At 65.4% G+C, this 22,612-nt stretch carries 25 protein-coding genes; 15 read left to right on the top strand and 10 right to left on the bottom strand.

The features are described 5' to 3' along the window. Positions 1-57 precede the first annotated feature (57 nt). Entirely contained in the window at positions 58-435 is a 378-nt protein-coding gene (locus DMB37_RS20465) for a hypothetical protein (protein WP_167769148.1), read from the top strand. Between the two features lie 73 nt (positions 436-508). Here the strand turns inward: DMB37_RS20465 and DMB37_RS20470 are convergent, their stop codons facing one another. The 3 genes from DMB37_RS20470 to DMB37_RS20480 form a co-directional block, all read right to left on the bottom strand. Continuing rightward, positions 509-928, bottom strand: a complete 420-nt coding sequence (locus DMB37_RS20470; RefSeq protein ID WP_255508294.1) for an RNA-binding S4 domain-containing protein — start codon at positions 926-928, stop codon at positions 509-511. 2 nt (positions 929-930) lie between these two features. Beyond that, positions 931-1,563: a C40 family peptidase gene (locus tag DMB37_RS20475; protein ID WP_370465167.1), complete on the bottom strand. Its 633-nt coding sequence runs from the start codon at positions 1,561-1,563 to the stop codon at positions 931-933. A 409-nt stretch (positions 1,564-1,972) separates the two neighbouring features. Next, positions 1,973-2,251, bottom strand: a complete 279-nt coding sequence (locus tag DMB37_RS20480) for a hypothetical protein (protein ID WP_135234092.1) — start codon at positions 2,249-2,251, stop codon at positions 1,973-1,975. 159 nt (positions 2,252-2,410) lie between these two features. On the opposite strand from DMB37_RS20480, the gene DMB37_RS20485 reads away from it, so the two are divergent. Together DMB37_RS20485 and DMB37_RS20490 are read left to right on the top strand one after the other, a co-directional pair. Beyond that, positions 2,411-3,592: an ATP-binding protein gene (locus DMB37_RS20485; RefSeq protein ID WP_135234093.1), complete on the top strand. Its 1,182-nt coding sequence runs from the start codon at positions 2,411-2,413 to the stop codon at positions 3,590-3,592. Positions 3,593-3,746: 154 nt separating this feature from the next. Beyond that, positions 3,747-5,702, top strand: a complete 1,956-nt coding sequence (locus DMB37_RS20490; RefSeq protein ID WP_135234094.1) for an acyl-CoA dehydrogenase family protein — start codon at positions 3,747-3,749, stop codon at positions 5,700-5,702. Between the two features lie 278 nt (positions 5,703-5,980). On the opposite strand, the gene DMB37_RS20495 is transcribed toward DMB37_RS20490, so the two are convergent. After that, positions 5,981-6,217 (bottom strand): hypothetical protein, encoded by a 237-nt coding sequence (locus DMB37_RS20495; protein WP_135234095.1) that lies wholly within the window; start codon positions 6,215-6,217, stop codon positions 5,981-5,983. Here DMB37_RS20495 and DMB37_RS20500 point away from each other — a divergent pair. The 6 genes from DMB37_RS20500 (at position 6,194) to DMB37_RS20525 (ending at position 10,621) form a co-directional block, all read left to right on the top strand. Then, a complete protein-coding gene (locus tag DMB37_RS20500; protein ID WP_135234096.1) occupies positions 6,194-7,162 on the top strand; it encodes a hypothetical protein in 969 nt (322 codons plus the stop codon). The genes DMB37_RS20495 and DMB37_RS20500 overlap by 24 nt on opposite strands. A gap of 75 nt (positions 7,163-7,237) precedes the next feature. Beyond that, the gene (locus DMB37_RS20505; RefSeq protein ID WP_135234097.1) at positions 7,238-7,549 is read left to right on the top strand and encodes a hypothetical protein; all 312 of its coding nucleotides are present in this window, start codon (positions 7,238-7,240) and stop codon (positions 7,547-7,549) included. A 13-nt stretch (positions 7,550-7,562) separates the two neighbouring features. Beyond that, complete coding sequence (locus DMB37_RS20510; RefSeq protein ID WP_135234098.1) at positions 7,563-8,342, top strand: hypothetical protein; 780 nt, start codon at positions 7,563-7,565, stop codon at positions 8,340-8,342. Continuing rightward, positions 8,342-8,761 carry a hypothetical protein gene (locus DMB37_RS20515; RefSeq protein WP_135234099.1) on the top strand — a complete coding sequence of 140 codons (420 nt, stop codon included), beginning with the start codon at positions 8,342-8,344 and terminating at the stop codon, positions 8,759-8,761. The genes DMB37_RS20510 and DMB37_RS20515 overlap by 1 nt, the downstream gene beginning before the upstream one ends. 349 nt (positions 8,762-9,110) lie before the next feature. Beyond that, positions 9,111-10,076, top strand: a complete 966-nt coding sequence (locus DMB37_RS20520) for an alpha/beta fold hydrolase (RefSeq protein WP_135234100.1) — start codon at positions 9,111-9,113, stop codon at positions 10,074-10,076. 257 nt (positions 10,077-10,333) lie between these two features. Continuing rightward, a complete protein-coding gene (locus DMB37_RS20525) occupies positions 10,334-10,621 on the top strand; it encodes a hypothetical protein (protein ID WP_107653429.1) in 288 nt (95 codons plus the stop codon). A gap of 87 nt (positions 10,622-10,708) precedes the next feature. Here the strand turns inward: DMB37_RS20525 and DMB37_RS20530 are convergent, their stop codons facing one another. Continuing rightward, the gene (locus tag DMB37_RS20530) at positions 10,709-11,932 is read right to left on the bottom strand and encodes an acetyl-CoA C-acyltransferase (RefSeq protein ID WP_135237709.1); all 1,224 of its coding nucleotides are present in this window, start codon (positions 11,930-11,932) and stop codon (positions 10,709-10,711) included. 533 nt (positions 11,933-12,465) lie between these two features. On the opposite strand from DMB37_RS20530, the gene DMB37_RS20535 reads away from it, so the two are divergent. The 3 genes from DMB37_RS20535 to DMB37_RS20545 are packed head-to-tail and all read left to right on the top strand — an operon-like array spanning position 12,466 to position 16,028. Continuing rightward, entirely contained in the window at positions 12,466-13,308 is an 843-nt protein-coding gene (locus DMB37_RS20535; RefSeq protein WP_135234101.1) for a hypothetical protein, read from the top strand. A gap of 30 nt (positions 13,309-13,338) precedes the next feature. Further along, entirely contained in the window at positions 13,339-15,279 is a 1,941-nt protein-coding gene (locus DMB37_RS20540) for a fumarate reductase/succinate dehydrogenase flavoprotein subunit (RefSeq protein ID WP_135234102.1), read from the top strand. A 2-nt stretch (positions 15,280-15,281) separates the two neighbouring features. After that, positions 15,282-16,028 carry a succinate dehydrogenase/fumarate reductase iron-sulfur subunit gene (locus DMB37_RS20545; protein ID WP_107653432.1) on the top strand — a complete coding sequence of 249 codons (747 nt, stop codon included), beginning with the start codon at positions 15,282-15,284 and terminating at the stop codon, positions 16,026-16,028. A 49-nt stretch (positions 16,029-16,077) separates the two neighbouring features. On the opposite strand, the gene DMB37_RS40605 is transcribed toward DMB37_RS20545, so the two are convergent. The 4 genes from DMB37_RS40605 to DMB37_RS20560 form a co-directional block, all read right to left on the bottom strand. Next, on the bottom strand, positions 16,078-16,215 hold the full coding sequence (locus DMB37_RS40605) for a hypothetical protein (protein ID WP_228540563.1): 138 nt from the start codon (positions 16,213-16,215) through the stop codon (positions 16,078-16,080). Positions 16,216-16,410: 195 nt separating this feature from the next. Next, entirely contained in the window at positions 16,411-16,638 is a 228-nt protein-coding gene (locus DMB37_RS20550; RefSeq protein WP_107653433.1) for a DUF397 domain-containing protein, read from the bottom strand. Between the two features lie 96 nt (positions 16,639-16,734). Beyond that, positions 16,735-16,938: a DUF397 domain-containing protein gene (locus DMB37_RS20555; protein WP_107653434.1), complete on the bottom strand. Its 204-nt coding sequence runs from the start codon at positions 16,936-16,938 to the stop codon at positions 16,735-16,737. Then, the gene (locus DMB37_RS20560) at positions 16,935-17,888 is read right to left on the bottom strand and encodes a helix-turn-helix transcriptional regulator (RefSeq protein ID WP_240771587.1); all 954 of its coding nucleotides are present in this window, start codon (positions 17,886-17,888) and stop codon (positions 16,935-16,937) included. Before DMB37_RS20560 ends, DMB37_RS20555 begins: the two co-directional genes overlap by 4 nt. 303 nt (positions 17,889-18,191) lie before the next feature. Here DMB37_RS20560 and DMB37_RS20565 point away from each other — a divergent pair, with 303 nt between their 5' ends. The 3 genes from DMB37_RS20565 (at position 18,192) to DMB37_RS20575 (ending at position 20,323) form a co-directional block, all read left to right on the top strand. Beyond that, entirely contained in the window at positions 18,192-18,512 is a 321-nt protein-coding gene (locus DMB37_RS20565) for a hypothetical protein (protein WP_135234103.1), read from the top strand. Further along, the gene (locus DMB37_RS20570; RefSeq protein WP_135234104.1) at positions 18,512-18,718 is read left to right on the top strand and encodes a hypothetical protein; all 207 of its coding nucleotides are present in this window, start codon (positions 18,512-18,514) and stop codon (positions 18,716-18,718) included. Before DMB37_RS20565 ends, DMB37_RS20570 begins: the two co-directional genes overlap by 1 nt. A gap of 84 nt (positions 18,719-18,802) precedes the next feature. Beyond that, positions 18,803-20,323: an alpha/beta hydrolase gene (locus DMB37_RS20575; RefSeq protein WP_135234105.1), complete on the top strand. Its 1,521-nt coding sequence runs from the start codon at positions 18,803-18,805 to the stop codon at positions 20,321-20,323. Between the two features lie 136 nt (positions 20,324-20,459). On the opposite strand, the gene DMB37_RS20580 is transcribed toward DMB37_RS20575, so the two are convergent. Continuing rightward, a complete protein-coding gene (locus DMB37_RS20580; protein ID WP_135234106.1) occupies positions 20,460-22,340 on the bottom strand; it encodes an ABC transporter ATP-binding protein in 1,881 nt (626 codons plus the stop codon). Positions 22,341-22,612 lie beyond the last annotated feature (272 nt).

Here is a 22,612-nt window from a genome sequence, read left to right on the forward strand (position 1 = left end):
TCGAGATCCCGCCCATCCGGGCGGTCGGCCGCGAGGATGTGGCCTATGGCAACCGAGATCATCGCTGTGCGCTGGAAAGACGTCCCCGAGGAGCACGACTACCCCGCGGCCGCCGACTATCTGGAGTTGCTGGCGGGACCGAAGATCGTCAGCGCGGTGGTGGAGGATCTGCGGGCCGCCCCGATCGTGCACAAGAAGGCCAAGGACATTCTTCGTGCCGCGCGGCTCGAGCTGCTGCCACCGGAGAACCTGCACGTCCGCCGCGATTTGATCAAGATTCACAATGGCAAGGCGTTGTCGCCGATCCTGTTGGTGCGCGGCGACTTTCGCACCGGCGCACCGATGGTGATCGCTGACGGTTATCACCGGGTCTGTGCGATCCACTGGGCTGACGAGAACATCGCTATTCCGGCGAAGCTGGCCGCCATGCCGTGATCTTCCCGCTGGCGCGTTCACAACCGCCGCTGCGGTGGATCGCCTAGCCGCGCGAGCTTTCGACCTGAAACGTTCAGTCTTCGGTGCGGCCGAGGAGCCGATCCGTCTCCCGCCGTTCGCGTTTGGTGGGCCGACCGGAGCCGCGATCGCGGCGCGGCAGGGCGGCGAGGAGTTCGCGCGACGGTGGCGGCGGGCTGCGATCGATCAGGCATTGGGCGGCGATCGGGGCACCGACGCGCTTGGTGACGATCTGTTCCACGATCACAATGCGTTCGACGCCGCTGACGCGGATGCGCACCTCATCGCCGGGCTTGACCGGCTGGGCGGGCTTGGCCGCGACGCCGTTGACACGGACGTGACCGCCCCTGCAGGCCGCTGCTGCGGCGGATCTTGTTTTGAACAGGCGCACGGCCCAAGTCCAGGAATCGACTCGGGCCTGCGTCGCAGTGCTCTTGTTTCCGTTCGTACGGATGCCGTTATCGGCGGGGGTCACCCTTAAACGATACGGCGTGCGGTGACGACGTCGCCGGGGCGGAGCGGGGTGTAGGAGACGGGCGAGCCGGACTGGACGGCGTTGAGCAGCTTGCCGTCGCCCGCGTAGATGCCGACGTGGTTACCACCGTTGGTGATGACGATGTCGCCGGGCTGCAGGTTCTGGAAGGCCACCGGAGCGCCGACGTGCGACTGCTCGAAGCTGGTGCGGGGGAGTTCGACGCCGGCCTGCCGGTAGGCCCACTGGACCAGACCCGAGCAATCGAAGTTGGATGGGCCCGCGGCACCCCAGGAGTACATCGCGCCGACCTTGGTCTTGGCGGCGTCGAGCGCGATATCGCTGGCACTGGGAGCGGGATTGAACATGCCGGGCATGTTCGGCGCGAAGTTGGGCACGCCGGGCGCCGCCTGCTGCGGTGCACCGGGCAGCTGCGTGTTCGGCATGGCCGAGACAGCCTGCTGGATCTGCTGGTTCAGTTGCTGGACCGGCGCTTCGTATTCCTGCGGAACAGGAACATCGAAGTTGCCGAGGCCGGGAATGCTGACGGTTGCCGCCATCGCGGGAATCGCCGGCATGGCACCGGTTGTCGCGGCCACCGCGCCCATCACGAGGGCACCCTTGACGGAATTCGGCAAGCGAGAATCCCGCTGCATGCTGTGTTTACCCACCGAGCTACGTCTCCGATCTTCGTGCTTTCCCGCCGACCGGGCTAGCTGACCAGAAAATGGCCGCAAGGCATCACCCGAATGAACCCTGTGGGTGATCCCGGCACGACAGCCGGGAAGATGGCCCCGACGGCCGCTAAGGCGGTAACTCTGTGGCGCCGCTTCTCTTTCGAAGCGACAGGCACTCCACTAAGTCACGAAGAGATTACGATGCCGACGCGGTGTTGTCCAGCGCACAGACCTGCGAGTTTTTCACTCTCGGCAAACCCGCTGGACGATTGCCCGGAAACGCGACACGCCCACAAGGTCACGACACGATATCGGCGCAGCGGTGTCCGTTACCGATCGGCGGCAAATGTCCGAATCGGCCGCTGGGAATTCAGGATTCGTGGCCGTTCGAGGACTCGTCGTCGCGTTCGGCGAGCGCGCGCTCGAGTTCGACGATCCGGCGCCGCGCATCGGCGAGCCCGACCTCCAGCTGACCGAGCGCCATCACCAACGGCCCGACCGCCAGGTCCGCCACCAGCTGCGGATCGTCATAGCCGCGCTCTATCGCCACCAGAATGTTGGAGCGGATGCGCCGCGCGACGGTGGCACCTGCTGGAACATTCCAGGATTCGACCACCTCAGCCGTGGTGGGGGTGGGTTCGTCGGACATGCCCCTCCGATACTCGCCGGAAACGCCACCAGCGTAGTGAGTTCCGGGCCTATAGCGATAGTGCGAGTGCCATCGTGCAATACCTTCCGCTAGGCGTATCTAGGACACGCCGTAGATACGGGCAGATTCTCCGGACCGAACGGGCTACGGTGTCAGGGTATGGACCCCGTGCGGAATCCGTATGCTCCCGGAGCCGGACAGCGCCCACCCGAATTAGCCGGGCGCGACAAGCAACTCACCGCCTTCGACATCGTGCTGGAACGCGTCGCCCGCGGCCGTCCGGAACGCAGCGTCATGCTCACCGGGCTGCGCGGCGTCGGAAAGACGGTGCTGCTCAATCAACTTCGCTCCGCCGCCATCTCGCGTGGCTGGGGCACCGGCAAGATCGAGGCCCGGCCGGACCAGGAGCTACGCCGCCCGCTGTCCTCAGCGCTGCACATGGCCGTCCGCGCGATCGCCATGGCACACCGCAACCCGGAGCGGGTCGACGATTTCCTCGGCATTCTCAAGGCTTTCGCGCTGCGCGCCACCGCCGACAAGGGCATGCGCGAACGCTGGCAGCCCGGTATCGACGTGCCCGCGGTGACCGGGCGCGCGGACTCCGGCGACATCGAGATCGACCTGGTCGAGCTGCTGGTCGAGGCGGCCGCGCTGGCCAGCGAGATCGGCGTCGGCATCGCGATTTTCATCGATGAGATGCAGGACCTCGGCCCGGCCGACGTCTCCGCGATCTGCGGCGCCTGCCACGAATTGAGCCAGGACGCAGCGCCGCTCATCGTGGTCGGCGCCGGGCTGCCGCACTTGCCCGCGGTGCTGTCCGCCTCGAAGAGCTACTCCGAGCGACTGTTCAGTTATCACCGCATCGATCGACTCGACCGGGAATCCGCGGACCTCGCGCTGATCGCGCCCGCCGAGCGCGAAGAGGTGAAGTTCACCGACGAGGCGCTGGATGCGCTGTACCACAAGGCCGATGGCTATCCGTACTTTGTGCAGGCCTACGGCAAGGCGGCCTGGGACCAGGCGCCGGAGAGCCCGATCACGGCCGAGGATGTCGAGGTGGCCGCGCCGTCCGCGGAAGAGGAGCTGGCGGTCGGCTTCTTCGGCTCCCGCTACGAACGGGCAACGCCGGCCGAGCGCGAATACATGCGCGCCATGGCGGATTTGGCCGGCGACGACGGCCCGGTGGCCACCTCGGCGGTGGCCAGCGAACTCGGCCGCAAACCCGCCTCTCTCTCGCCCGCGCGCGACGGTCTGATCAAGAAGGGCCTGATCTACTCGGCCGAGCGCGGCACCATCGGATTCACCGTGCCGCATTTCGGCCGCTATCTGCGCAGCGTCTGATGGTCCGAAAAGCGAACGATCGGATAGCTTCGAATTAGCTTGTCTACCAAGATCATTAGAGATCGATAGAAATCAATCGACCTGCAGCCCTACCGGCCGGTAACTAAAGTTCTTACACTCGAATGTGATCCTGATCACGTCCGAGGAGGACATCATGGCGACAGCCGCGAAAGTCGACGCCACCGAAGAACAGGCCCGCGCACTGGTCGAGGAGTCCCGCGAAACCAGCTGGGCCAAACCATCCTTCGCGAAGGAGATGTTCCTCGGGCGGTTCCGGCTCGATCTGATCCACCCCTACCCGGAGCCGAGCCCGGAGGATGCCGCCCGCACCGCGGCCTACCTCGCCAGGCTGCGGCCGTTCTGCGAGTCCATCGACGGCGCGGTGATCGAGGCGGAGGGCCGGATCCCGGACGAGTACGTCAAGGGGCTCGCCGAGCTCGGCTGCTTCGGCTTGAAGATTCCGGAATCCTATGGCGGACAGGGGCTCTCCCAGTTCGGCTACAACCGGGCGTTGATGCTGGTCGGCTCGGCCCATCCCAGCCTTGGCGTGCTGCTCTCGGCGCATCAGTCCATCGGCGTGCCCGAACCGTTGAAACTGGCGGGCACCGCGGAGCAGAAGGCGGAGTTCCTGCCCCGGTGCGCCGCGGGCGCGGTGAGTGCCTTCCTGCTCACCGAGCCCGATGTCGGCTCCGACCCGGCCAGGATGGCGAGCACCGCCACCCCGGTCGACGACGGGACGGCCTACGAGCTCAACGGCGTCAAGCTGTGGACCACCAACGGTGTGGTGGCCGAGCTGCTGGTGGTGATGGCCAGGGTGCCCAAGAGCGAGGGCCATCGCGGCGGCATCTCCGCGTTCGTGGTCGAGGCCGATTCGCCGGGCATCACCGTCGAGCGGCGCAACGCGTTCATGGGCCTGCGCGGCATCGAGAACGGCGTCACCAGGATGCACAACGTGCGGGTGCCGCGGGCCAACCTCATCGGGCGCGAAGGCGACGGCCTGAAGATCGCGCTCACCACCCTCAACGCGGGCAGGCTGGCCATCCCGGCGCTGTGCACCGCCTCGGCGAAGTGGTCGCTGAAGATCGCCAGGGAGTGGAGCACCGAGCGGGTGCAGTGGGGCAGGCCGGTCGGCGAGCACGAGGCGGTCGGCCAGAAGATCTCCTTCATCGCCGCGACCACCTACGCGCTGGAGGCCGCACTCGACCTGTCCGCCGCCATGTGCGACGAGGCGCGCAACGACATCCGGATCGAGGCGGCGCTGGCCAAGCTGTGGGCCAGCGAGATGAGCTGCACCATCGCCGACGAGCTCGTGCAGATCCGCGGCGGTCGCGGCTACGAGACGGCGGCCTCGCTCGCGGCCCGCGGTGAACGCGCGGTCGGCGCCGAACAACTGGTCCGTGATCTGCGCATCAACCGGATCTTCGAAGGCTCCAGCGAGATCATGCGGCTGCTGATCGCTCGGGAGATGGCCGACGCGCACATGGCGGCCGCCGGCGCGCTGGTGGACCGCAACGCCGAGTTGAAGGACAAGGCCAAGGCGGCCGTCGGCGCGACCGGCTTCTATGCCAAGTGGTTCCCGCAGCTCGCGGTCGGCTCGGGCACCGTGCCCGCGACCTATACCGAATTCGGTTCGCTGGCAAAGCATCTGCGCTTCATCGAGCGCAGCTCGCGCAAACAGGCCAGGTCGCTGATGTACGCGATGGGCCGCTGGCAGGCGAAGCTGGAGTACAAGCAGAACTTCCTCGGCCGGATCGTCGATATCGGCGCCGAGTTGTTCGCCATGTCGGCGGCCTGCGTGCGGGCGCACGCACTGCACGCCGCGGGCGCGCCGGAGGCCACCGCCGCCGCCGAGCTCGCCGACGCCTTCTGCAAGCAGGCCAGGATCCGGGTGCGCAGCCTGTTCGACCAGCTCTGGGACAACACCGACGACGACGACCGCACACTGACCCGCGGCGTGCTCACCGGTCGCTACACCTGGCTGGAGGAGGGCGTGTTCGACCCCAGCGAGGGCACCGGCCCGTGGATCGCCGAGTGGCAGGTCGGTCCGTCCACCGAAGAAAACCTGCTGCGCCCGTTCCTCCCATCCACCCGCAGCACCGCAACCCCCTGAACGGTCGGCCGCTCACCGGGCGTCACGTTCGATAACGCTGTGCCACGAACGTGACGTCCGGCGGGTGCCCTCATTGGAGACTATTAGGTTCTATTTCAAAAACACTAGAACTACTTAGATACCCTGATCGGTGGGTGGCTCCGCCGCGGCAGCGCGCTACGCCGTCACATCCGCGCCGACCCAGACGCCAACAACCACCGGGGGCCTTCCCCGCGATAGACGACTATCCGACCGACAGCCTCGCCGCGACTGGAAGCCGAGCAAGCCGTTGCATACGTCTACTTGTCTGAGGCGACCAAGGACATCGCGACCGCGCCGGCGGGCTCTAGGCACCACTGCACGCCGACAGGTTTGACAAACAGATCGATGCCAGCGAAGGTGGGCGCGACCGCCTGGTAAGCGGCGGGGAACGTGAACGGGGGGTTGATGCAAACTTCAAGAGACACCACACTGATCGCGTTGGCAACCGGCAATCGCTGCGAGGTGTGGTGATGGCGGGCGGTTTCTACAACCATTACGACGATCCTGACGAACACTGGGATGAGGAACCGCTCCGGCCGACGCCAAAGGCTCGTCCCGCAGACCCCATCGCGCAACCCCGGACCACCCCTTCTCCCTCGTTCGGGCCCGCTCCCGCTGCGCCGACCGATCCCGTTGAATTGCCGACAACGAGTTCTGCGCATTCGACCTTTTCCGGGTCCGCTTCACGACCTGATCAACCGGCAGACTTGCCCGGTTTCGGCAGCCTCCTCGACGACCTTGCCAAGTTTCATGGGTATACCAGGGCAATATCGGACTTGATGCAAGAAGCCTTCTCCGCCGGGCCATCGAACACTACTGCGCATGACAGCACGGGGGCCGTACAGGTTACCGTGACAGGCACAGGCGAGTTGAATCAAGTTGTCGTTTCGGAGAACTGGCATCTATACCTCGACCAAAATGGCATCGGCCCGGCCTTCGTACAGGCGGTGAAGAATGCGGAGATAAAGCGCCTCGAGTTGACCAGCATCGCAGCGGCGGAGAACGGTACGATCGACAGACTCGAAGAGCTCGATATTACTTCCGCAACGCCTACAAGTTTCAGCCCACCACAGCCCTCGCATTATCAACCGGTCAGCGTGGAACAGATGCTTGAAAAAGCTCTTCGCAAGCTTGACGGTGATCCCACAGAATCAAAAGTCGGAGAATTCACGGCTTCCGTCGGCGGCGAGAATGAACTGTACGCATCAATCACCTTGAACAAGAATGACATCGTCGACTGCTCGGTCCGCATCCCCTGGGGAATGGATGTGGGTGGGGGCCGGATTGCATGGGCGATCAGCGAGTCATATAATCAGGCATATCGCCAACGAATTACATCGAACGACGGCGATTCGGAGATTTCACCCGGTACGCTAATTGGTGAAGCTATTCAAGCCATTGCCAATCTGCAGATTCATCCGCCGTCCGATGCACGGTGAACTCACTGCACCAGCAGTTGCCGCCGATACATTCATAAATTACGAGTCGAGTGAGTAGATCAGAGGGGAACAGCAGTGGGTGCTGATGCAGAGAAGCTCAAGGTCGCAACCGGCTCACTTCGCAACGATGCGGCACTGTGGGAGGGCAAGGCCACTGATATGTCAGGCCTCAAGGCGAAGATAGAGACGTTGACGTTTACTCATCTCGAGGCCGGCTTGTTCTTTACGATCACCGGCGCGAATGACAAGCTTGTCAACGATTTGGCCAGCCGTGCAGGTGAGGCGTCGCAACGCTTCACGGAAGTAGCCGGCGTGCTGCGCACGTGCGCCGATACGTACGAAGCCGAAGACGCGGCAGGCAAGCACCGCATCGACAACGTCTGGTAACCAGGGGGCGATTATGAGTTTCGATATCTCTCAGTACAATTCCGTTCTCGATGGCTTGGATAAATTCTTCACCAAAGTAGACAATGCGATAAAGGTCGAAGTTCCGAATGCCAAGAGCGATGCATTGGATCTACCTTACGTAAGACTTCTCCCCCCGCTCCAGCGCCTCATCAAGACTTGCGCAGATAAAATCATCGAGATTTGTCAGTGGATATGGGACAAAATCAAAGAGATCTACCATGGCGTGCGTGCGCCGTACGAAATGTACCTGCGAAGCAAGGACTGGGCTGACATCCGGGACGTTTCCGCCGGGGTCAAGCAAGGTATCGATCCCAACAACGTGGAAGCACTTCGAAGGTGGGAAGGTAGCGCTCGGACTGCATATATGCAGACGTGCACCAGCCAGGTCGGTGCCGCTGGGACATTTTCTGATATCGCCGATAAGGCGAGGAGCGGGATGCTGGATGCCGCAGTCGGTGGCCTCGCCTTCTATGTCGGCATATTGGTGATTTGTGCCGAATTCCTCCTCGGTCTCGCCAGGGCCATCGCTGAGCTGATCACCGGAGTCGGGGCGCCTGTCAGCATCGCCGACATTGCCGCTACCTCCGGGATATCCACGGCAGCCATTTGGGGAGCCTGCACCGCCCTGGCCACGTTTCTCGGCGCACAGGTAAAGGCCATGAGCGATCTGGAGAGATCGTTCCCCGAAGGAAAGTGGCCGGACTCGCAGTCCTCGAGTTTCAACGATGCATCGGTCGACGGGGACAACAAGTCCAACTGGAAGATAGTGTAATGATGGCCGAGCCCGGGGCGCGGCGCGAAACGGAGTGGGAGCTGCGGGTCCGAATTTTCGGGCTCCTTGTTCTAGCAGTTGTGCCCATCTTGATCGGGTGTGGACTCCTGTTCACCTTCGTCGGGGAATATGCGGGAGTCGGTGTAGTGCAACGCATTGCCATCGGAGTGGCATTGGCGGTGGCGCTGTCAGCGGTCGCCATCTGCCATCGACGGCCACCCAGCGGACATCTCCTCACCGCAATTCGCACAGCATTTTTCACGTCATATGCCCTCATCGTGGTATCGGCGGCATTAACGGTGCGGAATGAGAACTGGGAAATCTTGTCGATCCCGATCTACTTCATGCTGATCTTCTCTCTCCATGCATTATTCGAACGTTGCACTCGACGATTCGAGGCCTTCGGTAAAGGAACGTGAGTAGCCTCTTGATGAGTCTTGGTAACTATATAGAAAACGCTAGAATCGTCTAGATGAACGTGAGGTCGCGACGTCTCAAGGTTTCTAGCGGTCTCTAGAAGATCTCGCAGATGTTCCCAACCCCTCGGTCACGATCAACCGATCAGAGCTATCTGTCAGACTCTAGTCTTTTCCCTATAGAGACGTAGATACGGCGGACGATCGTAGAGGGGCAGTGTCGGATACCTCCCGTGCGTCAGTTGGACAACTTGTCCATAACGCCAGGTATGACCTGCTAACGCGGCGGAAATATATATCGACAACCGGGCAAGAACGCTCCGCGAGGATGCACCCTCCCCAGGAGGACGTCATGTCCATGATCATCGCCCGCAGCGCCGCAGGCTATGACGGTCACCGTGTCACGGTGTCGGCCGACGACGGCGTTCCACTGTCGGTCCGCGTGTTCGGCACCGACACCGCACCCGTCACCGTGGTGTTCGCCCACGGCCACTGCTTACGCACCGAATCGTGGCGCTTCCTGCGCGACCAACTGCTGCGTCAGTGGGGGGCCGAGACCAGGATGGTGTTCTACGACCACCGCGGTCACGGCGAATCCGGGCAGGCCCACCCCTCGACGTACACCATCGAGCAGCTCGGTCACGATCTCGACGCCGTGCTGCGCACGGTCGCGCCGACCGGGCCGGTGATCCTGATCGGGCATTCGATGGGCGCGATGGTCGTGCTCGCCTACGCCCGGCTGTTCCCGGAGATGATCGGCACCCGCATCGTCGGCGTCGGCCTGATCGCGGGCGCCGCCAACGGCATCACCGAGGTGGGCCTCGGCCGGTTTCTCAAGCGGCGTGCGGTGAACTCGCTGCAGGTGGCCGTGGTTCGCGCGCCGCGCGTCATGCAGGGCTCGAAGCGGCTGTCCCGCCGGATCTTCGAGCCGATCATCCGGGCGGCGAATTCCGGCACCAGGAAGGTGAATCCGCGCATGGTCGCGGTCGCCACCGCCATGCTGAACGACACGCCACTGCTGACCATGTCCAGTTTCCTCGCCTCGCTGATCACCTTCGACGAGACCGCGACCCTGCACCGCCTCGGCACCATCCCGGCGCTGGTGCTGGCGGGCACGGCCGACATCGTGGTGCCGTTCGCGCATTCGGTGGCGCTCGCCTCGCAGCTGGCCGGCTCGCAGCTGGTTCCGCTCGAAGGGGCGGGGCACAGCGTGATCTTCGAGCGGGCCGAGGAGGTCGCGCTGTCCATCGTCGGACTGGTCGATCAGGTCGTCGCGAGCCTGCGCGGACAGGGGCCGGAGTACGCCGTCGCCGGATGAGCACCGAGCGGGCCGGGATCACCGAAAATGACCCACCGTCGGTTCACACAAAGCGCGATGCCCGAGGCTGAGCAACAATTGGGCGAACTGCCGAAGATTCGCAGCTGACGAGCCAGATCAAGAATCTTTCTGTACTGTGTTAAAGATCACGTTGTGTGGTGAGTCACACGGCTTGGTGCAGCGCGCTTCCAGGCAGGACACGGAAGTACCCGTTACCCACCGAGTTCGCATGTCTGCCCGGAACACAGGAGGTATCGATGACACGCAGCGAAATCGCGGAACTCCGCTACACGGTCGGCCAGCTCCGGCAATCCATCGGCGCACTGCGGGCCCACTACGGTGACGCCAACATGGTGCGGCGGCTGGAGAACGATCTCGAGCGGCTCGTCATCGACGCCGACGAGCTCGAGCAGTCGCCGCCGCCGGAGGTCCGCCGCCGCCCGCAGGACACCATCTACGTCCCGGACAGCAAGTCCGACGAGGCGGCCTGGATGGGCGCGCAGGACGAGGGTCTGGGTTTCCACTCCCGCCCGCGGACCGAGTAGCGCACGACCGAACAACTTCGCGGGCCCGCTCCGTGCCGGTGGGCCCGCGAAGTCGCGTCCACCCCCGGCCGGAGACCCCCGGCGCGGTCAGGCCCGATGGCGGCCGAACCGCCGAGCCGGGCGGGCGCCGTGGAACCGGGCACCGCGCGGAGTCTCGGTGATCGGGGCGGCCGCGGCCGATTCGAACAGCGCGGCGATGCCGTGGTCGTGGCCGAGAGCGATCGCCTCCAGACCGTAGGTGCCACCCGTGCGGGCGAGTTCGTGCAGCATCGTGGTCATGATCCGCAAGCCGGTGGCGCCGACCGGGTGCCCCAATGCGATCGCCGAACCGTTCACGTTCAGCCGATCGCGCGGATCGAGATCCCATTCCCGCGCCAGGGCAAGCACTTCCACCGCGAAACCCTCGTTGACCTCGACCAGATCGATCTCGTCGAGTCCGATCCCGGTGCGGCCGAGCACCTTGGCCACGGCGGGCGCCGCACCGAGCGTCGCCGTCGCCGAGGCACATCCGGCCGCGGCCCAGCCGGCCAGATACGCCATCGGCGTCAGGCCCAGCTCGTCCAGCCGCTCCTCGGCGACCACGAGACACGCCGACGCGCCGTGCCGGTGCGCAGTCATATTGCCTGCGGTCACCACCCCGTTGGCGAACAACGGGCGCAACGCGGCCAAGGTGTAGGTGGAGACGTCGTCGCGCACCCCCTCGTCACGCAGGATCCGGTGTCCCCCGGTGCCTTCGACATCCGCGGCGGGCCGGCCCGGCTCGCCGGCCACACCGACCGGAATCACCTCGGCGGCGAAGGTGCCCTGCCGCCAGGCGCGCGCGGCCTTGCGATGGCTGGCCGCGGCGAACTCGTCGGCTTCGGACCGGCTGATGCCGTAGTGGCGGGCCAGCTCCTCGGCATTGCGCAGATCGGCGGCCCGCGCCGAATCCCCCTGGCGGGCAGTGGCATCCGCGGCGCACTCGACGCCGCCCGCAACGACCACATCGGCGGCGCCGGTCTGCACCATCATGGCCGCGGTGATCACCGCCTGCAGGCCGCTGCCGCAACGCCGATCGGTGCGGAAGCCGGGAACGGCGAACGGTAGCCCGGCGCCGCGCGCGGCCAGCCTGCTCAGCTCCGGCCCGTTGGCCAGACCCCCGTCGACACAGGCCATCGCGACATCCTCGATACGCATCGGGTCGACCCCGGAGCGCTCGATGACCGCGGACAGCACCGTCGAGGCCAGCCACTCCGGCGGCATTCCCGACAGCGCACCCCCTTCGATCCCGCTGGGCGTACGGACCGGCGCGACGATCGCGGCTCTTCGCATCATGGTCTTCCTTCCCCCGGCCTGGCGCCATGTCCGACCAGCGGCGCTCGCAGGCCTGGTGGGCGAGCGGGCTGCCGCCACCGGTCCTTACGCCAACCGCACGGACATCGGCGCACGTCAGCGGGCACATCTCGGAAAAAGAGGACCACAGATATGTTGCCGCCGTGTGACGATGGGCGCGTCGGCATTTCGACCCCAGGTTTCCTTTACGCGCACCTGTCTCGAATCGTGTTCTGTTTTAGTCGAGTTCGAAGAGTTTGCGGTCCGTTCACCGTCGGACCGATTCCGTTGAAGCGACATCGAATGTGGCGCAAATCACGGGCATCCCGGCGGGTCTGGAATGCCGGGACCCCGCTCGAGCGATAGCCGGGGTGTCGTATGGTGCTGGGCATCACATTCGATTGCGGAGGTAACGATGACCACCCGCACAGCAGATCAGCGAGGCATCCACCAGTGAGTGAGCGCAGCGATCGAACCAAAAACACAGCGCCCTCGGCATTCACAACGGTGGCGAGCGTTAGCGAGGCACGGTTGTGAGTGCCGCACCGACTACCAGCAGCAGCACCACCTCGGAAACGGGGACCGGCGTCTTCAGCAGGACCAGGGCTCGAATCTCCGAACGCACGCTACGCACCGATCGTTGGTGGATTCCGCCGGCGATCACGGTGCTCGGCCTCGCCGCGTTCGTCATCTACGCGACGGTCAGATCCTATGCGCGCGACCACTATTGGGTGGCCGACTACCACTATCTGACGCCGTTCTACTCACCGTGCCTCAGCACCGCGTGCGTCGAGGGCTCCAGCCACTTCGGCACGCCGTTCGGCGATCTGCCCGCGATCCTGCCACTGGGCTTCGTGGTGCTGCCGTTCCTGCTCGGTTTCCGGCTGACCTGCTATTACTACCGCAAGGCCTATTACCGCGCGGTGTGGTTCTCCCCGCCGGCCTGCGCGGTCGCCGAGCCGCACGCCAAGTACACCGGCGAGACCAAGCTGCCGCTGATCATCCAGAACGCGCACCGCTACTTCTTCTATGTGGCCGTGGTGGTTTCGGTGATCAATACCTACGACGCGGCCGTGGCGTTCCACGGTGCGGACGGCGGTTTCGGCTTCGGTCTCGGCAACATCGTGCTGTGGGTCAACGTGATCCTGCTGTGGGCATACACGCTGTCCTGCCATTCCTGCCGGCATATCGCGGGCGGCAGGCTCAAGCACTTCTCCGCCCATCCGGTGCGCTACTGGTTCTGGACCCAGGTCTCGAAGTTGAACACCCGGCACATGGCACTGGCCTGGACCACCCTCGGCACCCTGGTGCTGACCGACTTCTACGTCATGTTGGTTGCCAGCGAGAAGATTTCGGACTTGCGGTTCATCAACTGACCCGCCCCAACCCCAGGAGTATTCGCGGCCATGCCAGAAGTGGAACGGCACAAGTACGACGTCGTCGTCATCGGGGCCGGTGGCGCAGGATTGCGCGCGGTGATCGAGGCCAGAGAACACGGCCATTCCGTCGCGGTGGTGTGCAAATCCTTGTTCGGCAAGGCGCACACCGTGATGGCCGAAGGCGGCTGCGCCGCGTCGATGGGCAATGCCAACGAAAAGGACAACTGGCAAACGCATTTCAAGGACACCATGCGTGGTGGCAAGTTCCTCAACAACTGGCGCATGGCCGAACTGCATGCCCAGGAGGCACCCGACCGGGTGTGGGAACTGGAAACCTATGGGGCGCTGTTCGATCGGACCGCCGACGGCCGGATCAGCCAGCGCAACTTCGGTGGCCACACCTACCCGCGGCTCGCGCACGTCGGTGACCGCACCGGTTTGGAAATCATCCGCACCATGCAGCAGAAAATCGTCTCGCTGCAGCAGGAGGATTACGCGGCGACCGGCGACTATGAGGCGCGCATCAAGGTCTTCTCCGAATGCACCATCACCGAACTGCTCAAGGACGGCGACCGGATTTCCGGTGCGTTCGGCTATTGGCGCGAGTCCGGCCGATTCGTGCTTTTCGAAACTCCCGCAGTGGTTCTCGCGACCGGCGGCATCGGCAAGTCGTACAAGGTGACCTCGAATTCGTGGGAGTACACCGGCGACGGCCACGCACTCGCGCTGCGGGCAGGCGCGACGCTGATCAACATGGAGTTCTTGCAGTTCCACCCGACCGGCATGGTCTGGCCGCCCAGCGTCAAGGGCATCCTGGTCACCGAGGGTGTGCGCGGTGACGGTGGCGTGCTGAAGAACACCGAGGGCAAGCGGTTCATGTTCGACTACATCCCGCCGGTCTTCAAGGGGCAGTACGCCGAGACCGAGGAGGAGGCCGATCAGTGGTTGCGCGACAACGATTCCGCGCGCCGAACCCCTGACCTGCTGCCGAGGGACGAGGTCGCGCGCGCGATCAACGAGGAGGTCAAGGCCGGTCGCGGCACACCGCACGGCGGGGTCTACCTCGATATCGCCTCGCGCATGCCCGCCGAGGAGATCAAGCGCCGGCTGCCGTCCATGCATCATCAGTTCAAAGAGCTTGCCGATGTGGACATTACGGCGGAGCCGATGGAGGTCGGCCCGACCTGTCACTACGTGATGGGCGGCATCGAGGTCGATCCCGACACCGGGGCGGCGACGGTGCCCGGCTTGTTCGCCGCCGGTGAGTGTTCCGGCGGTATGCACGGCTCCAACCGGCTCGGCGGCAACTCGCTGTCGGACCTGCTGGTCTTCGGCCGCCGGGCCGGGCTCGGCGCCGCGGCGTATGTCGAGCAGCTCGCGCAGCGGCCCTCGATCACCGACGCCGACATCACCGCGGCCGCGAAAGTCGCACTGGCGCCGTTCGATCCGCCTTCCGACGGCCGGGGTGAGAACCCGTACACCCTGCACACCGATCTGCAGCAGACGATGAACGACCTGGTCGGCATCATCCGCAAGGAGCATGAGGTGCGCGAGGCGCTCAGCAAGCTCGAAGAGCTGCGGGCCCGGTTCAAGCAGGTCACCGTCGAGGGGCACCGGCAGTTCAACCCGGGCTGGCATCTCGCGCTCGACCTGGAGAACATGCTGCTGGTCAGCGAGTGCGTCGCGAAGGCGGCGTTGCTGCGCACCGAGAGTCGCGGCGGGCACACGCGCGACGATCATCCGTCGATGGATCCCGACTGGCGGCACAAGCTGCTGGTGTGTGCGGTGGATCCGAGCACGGCGGGGGAGACCATCCCGGACGTCACTGTGACGCCCAAGGAGCAGACCCCGATGCGACCGGAACTGCTCGCCCTTTTCGAACTCGGCGAGCTCGAAAAGTACTACACCCCCGACGAAATCGCCGGGCATCCGGCGGCGGCCGGGAAATCGACAGAGCGAGAGGCGTAGCGATGGGTTACGACGCCAAATTCCGCGTATGGCGCGGCGACCTCGACGGTGGTGAGTTGCACGATTTCACCGTGGCGGTGAACGAGGGCGAGGTGGTGCTCGACATCATCCACCGGCTGCAGGCCACCCAGGCGCCCGATCTGGCGGTGCGCTGGAACTGCAAGGCGGGCAAGTGTGGTTCGTGCTCGGCCGAGATCAACGGGCGACCGCGCCTGCTCTGCATGACGCGGATGTCCACCTTCACCGAGGCCGAGGTCATCACGGTGACCCCGATGCGCACCTTCCCGGTGATCAAGGATCTGGTCACCGACGTGTCCTTCAACTACCAGAAGGCAAGGGAGATACCGTCGTTCACGCCGCCCGCGGATCTCAAGCCGGGCGACTACCGGATGAAGCAGGTCGACGTCGAGCGCTCGCAGGAGTTCCGCAAGTGCATCGAGTGCTTCCTGTGCCAGGACACCTGTCACGTGGTGCGTGACCACGAGGAGAACAAGACGTCGTTCGCCGGGCCGCGGTTCCTGATGCGGATCGCGGAATTGGAAATGCACCCGCTGGATGTCGGTGACCGGCGTGGCCTGGCGCAGGACGAACAGGGCCTCGGACTCTGCAATATCACCAAGTGCTGCACCGAGGTCTGCCCGGAGCACATCAAGATCACCGACAATGCGTTGATCCCGATGAAGGAACGCGTGGCGGATCAGAAGTACGATCCGCTGGTGTGGTTGGGCAACAAGCTGTTTCGTCGTTGACGAGGTGCCCGTCGGCCGGAATCATCCTCGGTCGGCGGGCACACCTGTCTCACAGCATGGCCACGACACCGACGGCGACAACTCCCACGAGTACGCCGATGAACAGTGATGACATCAGTGAGCCGGTGAGGATGAACAGACCGATCGACGTCACTGCGAACAGCAACGCGACGATCAACCATTCCACCCAGTCCCCAGGTCGCAATTTCTTGTACCGGGAGTGGGAACCTTTCAGCCCACGATCCACAAAAGATTAACTACCCGAAATTTCTCCTGGCGAAACCCGTTTTGTTGCCCGATTTGTGCCATTTCGTGATCTTGCTGAACCACTCGGTGCCGCAATGAAGCCCGGCGCGCGTTCGACGCGGCCGGGCCCCTCTGGCTACGCGCCGGGTCGGTCGAACTCGCCGTCGTGCACGCCTGCGGTGAACGCGGCCCACTCGCTGGGGGTGAAGACCAGGACGGGGCCGTCCGGGTTCTTGCCGTCACGTAGGCCTACGTGACCGTCTGCCAGCATGGCTACCTCGACGCTGTCGTTGCCCGCGCCCGCGCCGGCCTTGCGCCAGGTCGCGCCGTCCAGATCGACATTCGCGCCGTTATTGACACTCATGACTCCGCCTCACTGCCCCTACGGCTGCGTCGAATGCAGCCCGTTGTCCATGGATCCGTGCACGCACGGTCGAACTCCGCACCTACCGAAACCGCTTCACGCCCGCGCGAATTCACCGTCCGCCACACCGGCCGTGAACGTATCCCATTCCGTGGGAGTGAAAACCAGGGCCGGGCCGCCGGGATTCTTGCTGTCGCGCACACCGACATGCCCGCCGCCGAGGAAGGCGACTTCCACACAATCCTTGCTGCCGCTGCGGGCGCTGGTAAACCACTGCGCCCCAATAAGATCGATACTCATGCCGCAAACTCCTTCGCTATCTGCCGAAGCAGATGTCTACTCGTTTGGATATCCAGCGCGGCGCGCTGGAGGCACTCGTGTGCCCGATGGTACCGCTGCACATCGACCGGTCTTTCCAAGTAGAGATCTCCGGTGAAACCTTCCACATACACAACCGGTGGTTCTACCGGTTGCCCTTTGCTATCGGTACCGAACTCCAGAACAGTGAACGGTCCCGTTGAATCCCCGAGCGGAATACCGGCCGCGAACGGCAGAATACGCACCGCAACATTGTCATTGGTACTCAAATCCGCAATATGTCTTAGCTGCGCCGCCATCACTTTCGCGCCACCGACCACCCGGCGCAGCACCGACTCGTGCAACACCACGGCAACGGTCGCGGGCGAGGCCTTCCTGGTGATCAAGGCCTGCCGCTGCAACCGGAGCTGGACCCGGCGTTCGAGCTCGGCCTCGGAATCGTCCGGATAGCCGAGACGATGCAGGGCCCTGGCGTAGTCCGCGGTCTGCAGCAGACCTAGCACCAGCTCGGACTGGTAGGAACTGAGTTGCTGGGCCGAAGCTTCCAAACCGACATAGACATCGAAGTTCTCCGGGATCAGGTCACCGTAGGCGTGCCACCAGCTCTTGACCGCGGCCTGCTGGGCCAGGCCCTTGAGGCCGTCGGCCAGCTCGTCGGGGATGCCGTAGATGCGGCACAGTTCCTGAATGTCGATGGTGCGGATGCGGTCGGCCTGGCCTTTTTCCAGGCGTTGCAAAGTGCTTGCGCCCCATTCCATCAGCCGCGAGGCCTCGGCGATGGTCAGGCCCGCCTGGGTGCGCCAGTCGCGTAGATACCTGCCTAGCTGCCTGCGCGGTAGGGTGGAGGAGGCGCTCTCGGTACCGGTCGGTCTGTCGGACCCCCCGGACGCTCGCTCCGAACTCGCTGACAGTCTTGCCGAACTCGCTGACACAGCACGCTCCGTTCTGTGTTCGGCTGCTCACCCGTGATTTTCCGGGGCAACCAGCAAGCTCGGTCCCCCGTCACTTCGCTTGGGCAGCGGGCGCTTTCGTCCACTATGGAGAATCCTCCCCTCCCGGCTGGTTTTCGTGCTGGGAATTCGCGCGAAATCTTTGGATATCCATCGCGGGCGTTGTTTCGCGCCCCCGTCAATGGTGTGCTGGAAGTATGCCCGGAGGGATCGAACGCCATCCTCGGCGTCCCGCCGCGAAACCTCCGGGCACTCAGCAGGAGTCGCCCGCAGGAACGAGGAGTCATGGCTGTACATGTCATTGCGTCGTCCTTGATGACCAGCGATCTCACCGCGCATCGCGCGCGCAGCGTCGGACACGGGAGCTGGGTGGTTTCCTACCTGCCCGGCCGCACCCTGACGTGTGCGCAAGCCGTCGCCGCGCTGCGGGTTGCCGAGGTGGTGCCGACCCTGCTCGATCTGGTCGGCGAACTCGCCGACGAGGTCGGGTTGACCGCGCTGGAGGCGGTCGGCATGGCCGTGCGGCAATCCTCCTGGCCGGAGGATCGTCCGGCACCCACCCGACATCGGTGGACCGCCGGGGCGCACGGGGCGGGTGTCTCCTGATGCAGTTGACCAACCTGAACATGCATGTGGCCGCCCTGCTGGCCTGCGGCGGCGACCCGGGCATCATGACCGTCGAACAAGCCCATGCCGCAATGCAATTGCACCTTGATTGCACCGTCGACCGGTGCCGGGTGCGGCGGCGCGCGCGCACGACGCTGGTCGAGGCGGGCAAATGCGTGCTCGACGAGCGCGCGCTGCCGACCTGAGGAAGCGCCACGCCCACCGGAGCCGGGCCCGATCCGTTACCGTTCTCTGCGCGACGAGGTAAGTGTTCGTGAGAGGCGAGTCTGGTGTTGGTGCGGTTGTTCCGGCGTTCGGTGGCGGTGGTGGCGGTCTCGGTGCTCGCCGCCGTGCCGGTCAACAGCAATGCGGCGCCCGGGGGTGACACGCAGCCGGTCGGCCTGGAACGGTTCTATCGCCAGCAACTGCAATGGCATCCGTGCGAGCTCGAGAATCTGGACAAGGCGGGCGGGGAGTGCGCCGACGTGCTGGTGCCGCTCGACTACGGGCGGCTCGACGGCCGGACCATGACCGTGGCGATCTCCCGGGTCCCGGCCACGGATCCGGCTCGCCGCCAAGGGATCCTGCTGGCCAACCCCGGCGGGCCCGGCGGCGAGGGACTGGACAGTGTCGATCTGCTCGGCGACGTGCTGACGCCGGAGGTTCTGGCGACGCACGACCTGATCGGGATGGACCCGCGCGGGGTCGGCGAGTCGGGGCGGAGTCCGCGCTGCGGCTGGCCGGTCGGCGAGATGATCCGCTCGGCGGGTCTGGATCCGCTCGGCTTCGTGCACGACACGGTGCAGTCGGCGGGCATGGCCGCGGGCTGTCTGATCCACGACCCGGAGATGATGCGGCAGTTCACCACGCGCAATACCGCCCGGGATATCGACATCGTGCGCGGCGTGCTCGGCGAGCAGACGATCGACTACTTCGGGTTGTCCTACGGCACCTATCTCGGTGCGGTGTTCACCCAGCTGTTCCCGGACCGCAGCGGGCGGATCGTGCTGGACAGCGCGATCGATCCGGACCGGTATTGGGAAGGGCTGGTGCAGGATTGGGGACCGGCGGACGAGCTCGCGCTGGACGACTGGGCGTCCTGGGCCGCGACCCGGGACGACACCTATCACTTCGGTGCGACGCCGCAGCAGGTGCGCGGCACGGTCGAGGGGTTGGTTCGGACCGTGGCGCGGCAACCGATCGTCGTCGACGGCTTTGCGGTGGATGATCACTGGCTGCCGTTCGTCCTGCACGGGATGCTGATGAACTTCCGGCTGAACGCGGCGCTGGCCGACACCCTCCGAGAACTCGCCGATGCCGCGGGCGGGCCGCCGACTACGGCGAAATCGCCTCGGCTCAAGGCGATTGTCACCGCGTTGCGGGACGGCGAGAATTCGACGTTGGCGCAGATCGCCTGTGGTGACGCCGGGGCACCCCGCGATCCGGGCTGGTACTGGCGCAATATCGAACAGACCAGGGCCGGCCAGCCGGTGTTCGGGGCGATGGCGAGCAATATTCAACCGTGCGCGTTCTGGCCGGGGCCGGTGGAGCCCGCGACCGTCGTGCGCAACGCGGTGCCCGCGCTCATCGTGAACTCCACCGGCGATCCGCGCACGCCGTACGCGCACGCCGTCCAGTTGCATCAGGACATGGCCGGGTCGCGCTTGGTCACCCTGCAGGATGTGCGCATCCACATGACCTTTCGGCCGAAGCTGAGTACCTGTGTGAACGACGCGATCAACACCTACTTCGGCACGGGCACGCTGCCCACCGAGGACACGACCTGCTACGCCGACGCGGCACCCCAATAGCAGCCGATCAGCGCAGTCGGACCACCGGCGTCGCGCCCAGCCGCGATCGTCCGTGCGGTGCACCGAGATCGGCTCAGGCCGCCCGGTCGAGAGCCGGGTGGCCTGAGCCGATCTCGTCAGCCGGGGCGCGTGATGATCAGGCGGCGACCGTCGCAGGATCGTCGGCGAACTGGGTGCGGTACAGCTCGGCGTAGCGTCCGTCGGCGGACAGCAGTTGGGTGTGCGTGCCGCGCTCCACGATCCGGCCGTCCTCCATCACCAGAATCTGATCGGCCGCACGGATCGTGGACAGTCGGTGCGCGATCACCAGGGCGGTCCGGCCGGCCAGTGCTTCGGACAGCGCTTCCTGCACCGCGGCTTCCGAGGTCGAGTCCAGCGAGGCCGTCGCCTCGTCCAGAATCACCACGCGCGGCTGCTTGAGCAGCAGACGTGCGATGGTGAGACGCTGGCGCTCACCGCCGGAGAGCCGATAGCCGCGTTCGCCGACCACGGTGTCCAGACCGTCCGACAGCGACTCGACCAGGTCGCGTAACCTGGCCCGCTGCAACGCGTCCCAGAGCTCCGGCTCCTGCGCCTCCGGCCGGGCGAGCAGCAGGTTCGCGCGGATGGTGTCGTGGAACAGGTGCCCGTCCTGGGTGACCAAGCCGACCGCCGCCCGGATCGACTCGATGGTCAGCTCGCGCACGTCGGTGCCGTTGAGTCGCACCGCGCCGCTGTCCACGTCGTACAGCCGGGAAACCAGCTGCGCCACCGTGGATTTGCCGGCACCCGACGAACCGACCAATGCGATGAGCTGGCCGGGCTCGGCCCGCAGCGACACATTGTGCAGCACGTCGACCCCGCCGCGGGTGTCCAAGGTCGCGACGTCCTCCAGCGAGGCCAGCGACACCTTGTCGGCGGACGGGTAGCCGAACGTCACGTCGTCCAGCTCGACCGCGACCGGCCCCTCCGGCACCGGCACCGCGCCAGGAGCGTCCTCGATCAGCGGCTTCAGGTCCAGCACCTCGAAGACCCGCTCGAAGCTCACCAGCGCGGCCATGATCTCCATCCGGGCGCTGGCCAGCGCGGTCAGCGGGGTGTAGAGCCTGGTCAGCAGCAGCGACAGGGCGACAACAGCGCCCGCGTCCAGCTGTCCGCGCAGGGCGTACCAGCCGCCGAGTCCGTAGACCAGCGCGATCGCCAGCGCCGACACCAGGGTGAGCGAGGTGACGAAGACGGTCTGCAGCATCGAGGTCCGCACGCCGATGTCGCGCACCCTGCGGGCGCGCAGTTCGAACTCGACGGATTCCTGGTGCGGACGGCCGAAGAGTTTCACCAGCGTCGCACCGGGCGCGGAGAACCGCTCGGTCATCTGGGTGCTCATGGCGGCGTTGAGTTTGGCCGCCTCGCGCTGCATGTCGGCGAGCCGGTTGCCCATCCGCCGGGCGGGCAGCACGAACACCGGCAGCAGGAGCAGCGCGAGCAAGGTGATCTGCCAGGAGATGCTGAGCATCACGGCGAGGGTGAGCGCGAGAGTGACCAGGTTGGCGACCACGCCGGACAGGGTGTCGCTGAACGCACGCTGCGCACCGATCACGTCGTTGTTCAACCGGCTGACCAGCGCACCGGTCCGGGTCCTGGTGAAGAAGGCGATCGGCATCTTCTGCACGTGATCGAAGACCGCGGTGCGCAGATCCAGGATCAAGCCCTCCCCGATGCGCGAGGACAACCAGCGGATGACCACGCCGAGCACGGCGTCGAAGACCGCGAGCACGCCGATGATCAGTGCCAGGGTGACCACGATCCGTGGCGCCGCGCCGCCGACGATGTTGTTGACCACCCGCCCGGCCAGCACCGGTGTGGCCACCGCCAAGAGCGCGGATACGACGCTGAACAGCAGGAATACGCCGATCCGGCGCCGGTGTGGCGCGGCGAAGCGCAGAATGCGCCGCGCGGTGGCCATGCTGAACGGCCGCTGCTCCTTGGGCGCGTTGGCCTGCCGGTACATCTGGCTCCAGGCCACCGATTCGATACTCACGACTCCACCTCGCTAGCGCTCGGCTCCGTCGCGCGCATCAGCACGCTGTGTCCTTGGTTCACTCGCTGCCGCTCGCTCACGACTCCACCTCGCTAGCGCTCGGCTCCGTCGCGCGCATCAGCACGCTGTGTCCTTGGTTCACTCGCTGCCGCTCGCTCACGACTCCACCTCGCTAGCGCTCGGCTCCGTCGCGCGCATCAGCACGCTGTGTCCCTGGTTCACTCGCTGCCGCTCGCTCACGTTGCACTGTCCTCTCGCTCCCCACCCATCAA

It is taken from the genome of Nocardia sp. CS682 (assembly GCF_004634405.1).
GTDB lineage: Bacteria > Actinomycetota > Actinomycetes > Mycobacteriales > Mycobacteriaceae > Nocardia > Nocardia ninae.

Excerpts from the sequence above, each read along its gene's own strand:
- DMB37_RS20485 (WP_135234093.1), top strand. The coding sequence starts at position 2,411 with ATGGACCCCGTGCGGAATCCGTATGCTCCCGGAGCCGGACAGCGCCCA.
- DMB37_RS20570 (WP_135234104.1), top strand. The coding sequence starts at position 18,512 with ATGCAGTTGACCAACCTGAACATGCATGTGGCCGCCCTGCTGGCCTGC.
- DMB37_RS20480 (WP_135234092.1), bottom strand. The coding sequence starts at position 2,251 with ATGTCCGACGAACCCACCCCCACCACGGCTGAGGTGGTCGAATCCTGG.
- DMB37_RS20510 (WP_135234098.1), top strand. The coding sequence starts at position 7,563 with ATGAGTTTCGATATCTCTCAGTACAATTCCGTTCTCGATGGCTTGGAT.
- DMB37_RS20565 (WP_135234103.1), top strand. The coding sequence starts at position 18,192 with ATGGCTGTACATGTCATTGCGTCGTCCTTGATGACCAGCGATCTCACC.
- DMB37_RS20520 (WP_135234100.1), top strand. The coding sequence starts at position 9,111 with ATGTCCATGATCATCGCCCGCAGCGCCGCAGGCTATGACGGTCACCGT.
- DMB37_RS20525 (WP_107653429.1), top strand. The coding sequence starts at position 10,334 with ATGACACGCAGCGAAATCGCGGAACTCCGCTACACGGTCGGCCAGCTC.
- DMB37_RS20540 (WP_135234102.1), top strand. The coding sequence starts at position 13,339 with ATGCCAGAAGTGGAACGGCACAAGTACGACGTCGTCGTCATCGGGGCC.
- DMB37_RS20490 (WP_135234094.1), top strand. The coding sequence starts at position 3,747 with ATGGCGACAGCCGCGAAAGTCGACGCCACCGAAGAACAGGCCCGCGCA.
- DMB37_RS20515 (WP_135234099.1), top strand. The coding sequence starts at position 8,342 with ATGATGGCCGAGCCCGGGGCGCGGCGCGAAACGGAGTGGGAGCTGCGG.
- DMB37_RS20545 (WP_107653432.1), top strand. The coding sequence starts at position 15,282 with ATGGGTTACGACGCCAAATTCCGCGTATGGCGCGGCGACCTCGACGGT.
- DMB37_RS20530 (WP_135237709.1), bottom strand. The coding sequence starts at position 11,932 with ATGCGAAGAGCCGCGATCGTCGCGCCGGTCCGTACGCCCAGCGGGATC.
- DMB37_RS20500 (WP_135234096.1), top strand. The coding sequence starts at position 6,194 with ATGGCGGGCGGTTTCTACAACCATTACGACGATCCTGACGAACACTGG.
- DMB37_RS20495 (WP_135234095.1), bottom strand. The coding sequence starts at position 6,217 with ATGGTTGTAGAAACCGCCCGCCATCACCACACCTCGCAGCGATTGCCG.
- DMB37_RS20555 (WP_107653434.1), bottom strand. The coding sequence starts at position 16,938 with ATGAGTATCGATCTTATTGGGGCGCAGTGGTTTACCAGCGCCCGCAGC.
- DMB37_RS20550 (WP_107653433.1), bottom strand. The coding sequence starts at position 16,638 with ATGAGTGTCAATAACGGCGCGAATGTCGATCTGGACGGCGCGACCTGG.